This is a genomic window from Limosilactobacillus frumenti DSM 13145, from assembly GCF_001436045.1.
Lineage (GTDB): Bacteria > Bacillota > Bacilli > Lactobacillales > Lactobacillaceae > Limosilactobacillus > Limosilactobacillus frumenti.
Genome location: NZ_AZER01000007.1, coordinates 1 through 3267, shown reverse-complemented (window position 1 = coordinate 3267; position 3267 = coordinate 1). Strand labels below are relative to the sequence as shown.

The window sequence follows — 3267 nt, the reverse complement described above, 5'->3', positions numbered from 1 at the left end:
CAGAGCTTGTACTTTGAAAACTAAATAATATCATTTTTCTTTATTTAACAAAACAAACCGAGAACACCGCGTTATTTTGAGTTGTTTAATGAAAATAATCGCTAACTCAATTAATCCGATGATCACTTAGTGATCATCAAGGTTAAGTTATGAAGGGCGCATGGTGAATGCCTTGGTACTAGGAGCCGATGAAGGACGGGACTAACACCGATATGCTTCGGGGAGCGGTAAGTACGCTTTGATCCGGAGATTTCCGAATGGGGAAACCCAACCAACTTAGTCGTTGGTTGCTTGACTAGTGAATCTATAGCTAGCAAGCGGTAGACGCAGTGAACTGAAACATCTCAGTAGCTGCAGGAAGAGAAAGAAAATTCGATTCCCTGAGTAGCGGCGAGCGAAAGGGGAAGAGCCCAAACCAACGAGCTTGCTCGTTGGGGTTGTAGGACTGAACATTTGAGTTACCAAAGTGCGACGTAGTCGCAACAGTTGGGAAGCTGTGCCAAAGAGGGTGAAAGCCCCGTAGACGAAACGTCACACTCTCAGTTCAGGATCCTGAGTACGGCGGGACACGTGAAACCCCGTCGGAAGCTGCGAGGACCATCTCGCAAGGCTAAATACTCCCTAGTGACCGATAGTGAACCAGTACCGTGAGGGAAAGGTGAAAAGCACCCCGGAAGGGGAGTGAAATAGTTCCTGAAACCATGTGCCTACAAGCTGTCGGAGCCCATTAATGGGTGACGGCGTGCCTCTTGCAGAATGAACCGGCGAGTTACGATTGCATGCAAGGTTAAGGTGGAAAAACCGGAGCCGTAGCGAAAGCGAGTCTGAAATGGGCGTATGAAGTATGTAGTTGTAGACCCGAAACCAGGTGACCTACCCATGTCCAGGTTGAAGGTGCGGTAAAGCGCACTGGAGGACCGAACCCGTGTCAGTTGAAAATGGCTGGGATGAGGTGTGGGTAGCGGTGAAATTCCAAACGAACTTGGAGATAGCTGGTTCTCTCCGAAATCTCTTTAGGGGGAGCCTTGAGGAATAGAATCGTGGAGGTAGAGCTACTGTTTGGATACGGGGCCCGTCATGGGTTACCAACTTCAGATAAACTCCGAATGCCATTGATTTATACTCAGGAGTCACACGATGAGTGATAAGATCCACCGTGTAAAGGGGAACAGCCCAGATCACCAGTTAAGGTCCCTAAATATATGCTAAGTGGAAAAGGATGTGGAGTTGCATAGACAACTAGGATGTTGGCTCAGAAGCAGCCACCATTTAAAGAGTGCGTAATAGCTCACTAGTCGAGTGATCCTGCGCCGAAAATGTACCGGGGCTAAGCATATTACCGAAACTGTGGATGTGCACTACGTGCACGTGATAGGAGAGCGTTCTAAGGGCGGTGAAGCTAGACCGTGAGGACTGGTGGAGCGCTTAGAAGTGAGAATGCCGGTATGAGTAGCGAAAGACAGGTGAGAATCCTGTCCACCGAATGACTAAGGTTTCCTGGGGAAGGCTCGTCCACCCAGGGTAAGTCGGGACCTAAGCCGAGGCCGAGAGGCGTAGGCGATGGATAACAGGTTGAGATTCCTGTACCAGTTAACTGCGTTTGACGATGGAGGGACGCAGGAGGCTAAGCGAACCGTACGATTGGAAGAGTACGGCCAAGCAACGAGTCAGGATGTGAGTCAAATGCTTACATTCGGGTTGACAAGTTGTGATGGGGAGCGAAATTTATAGTAGCGAAGTCGCTGATGTCACACTGCCGAGAAAAGCTTCTAAGGAGCACGTTAACTGCCCGTACCGCAAACCGACACAGGTAGTCGAGGAGAGAATCCTAAGGTGAGCGAGAGAACTCTCGTTAAGGAACTCGGCAAAATGACCCCGTAACTTCGGGAGAAGGGGTGCTGGTCGCAAGGCCAGCCGCAGTGAATAGGCCCAGGCGACTGTTTATCAAAAACACAGGTTTCTGCAAAATCGTAAGATGAAGTATAGGGGCTGACGCCTGCCCGGTGCTGGAAGGTTAAAAGGAAGGGTTAGCTTCGGCGAAGCTCTGAATTGAAGCCCCAGTAAACGGCGGCCGTAACTATAACGGTCCTAAGGTAGCGAAATTCCTTGTCGGGTAAGTTCCGACCCGCACGAAAGGCGTAACGATCTGGGCGCTGTCTCAACGAGAGACTCGGTGAAATTGAAATCCCTGTGAAGATGCAGGGTACCCGCGACAGGACGGAAAGACCCCATGGAGCTTTACTGTAGCTTGATATTGAGTGTTTGTACTGCTTGTACAGGATAGGTAGGAGCCGTAGAAGTCGGAACGCTAGTTTCGACGGAGGCGTTGGTGGGATACTACCCTTGCATTATGACCACTCTAACCCGCAGCACTGAACGTGCTGGGAGACAGTGTCAGGTGGGCAGTTTGACTGGGGCGGTCGCCTCCCAAAAGGTAACGGAGGCGCCCAAAGGTTCGCTCAGAATGGTTGGAAATCATTCGCAGAGTGTAAAGGCACAAGCGAGCTTGACTGCGAGACAGACAGGTCGAGCAGGGACGAAAGTCGGGCTTAGTGATCCGGTGGTTCCGTATGGAAGGGCCATCGCTCAACGGATAAAAGCTACCCTGGGGATAACAGGCTTATCTCCCCCAAGAGTCCACATCGACGGGGAGGTTTGGCACCTCGATGTCGGCTCATCGCATCCTGGGGCTGTAGTCGGTCCCAAGGGTTGGGCTGTTCGCCCATTAAAGCGGTACGCGAGCTGGGTTCAGAACGTCGTGAGACAGTTCGGTCCCTATCCGTCGCGGGCGTAGGAAATTTGAGAGGACCTGTCCTTAGTACGAGAGGACCGGGATGGACATACCGCTGGTGTACCAGTTGTTCCGCCAGGAGCACCGCTGGGTAGCTATGTATGGATGAGATAAACGCTGAAAGCATCTAAGCGTGAAACTCGCCTCGAGATGAGATTTCCCATTCCCTTCGGGGAAGTAAGACCCCTCAGAGATGATGAGGTAGATAGGATGGAAGTGGAAGCACCGTGAGGTGTGGAGCGGACCATTACTAATCGGTCGAGGACTTAACCAAGGCAAAGCGGTTGAGGAATGTTTTGGGGAAAAGATATTATTTAGTTTTGAGAGCACAAGCTCTCAGTCCGAAGGGACTAACATAGTGTGGTGATGATGGCTTGAAGGATACACCTGTTCCCATGCCGAACACAGAAGTTAAGCTTCAACACGCCGAAAGTAGTTGGGGGATCGCTCCCTGCGAGGATAGGACGTTGCCACGC

Annotated in this window: 2 rRNA genes; both read left to right on the top strand. The window is 51.1% G+C overall.

Annotated elements, in window-relative coordinates:
• Positions 1 to 140 precede the first annotated feature (140 nt).
• Positions 141 to 3065 (top strand): 23S ribosomal RNA (locus FD27_RS01455).
• Positions 3066 to 3150: 85 nt separating this feature from the next.
• Positions 3151 to 3267, top strand: a 5S ribosomal RNA gene (gene rrf / locus FD27_RS01450).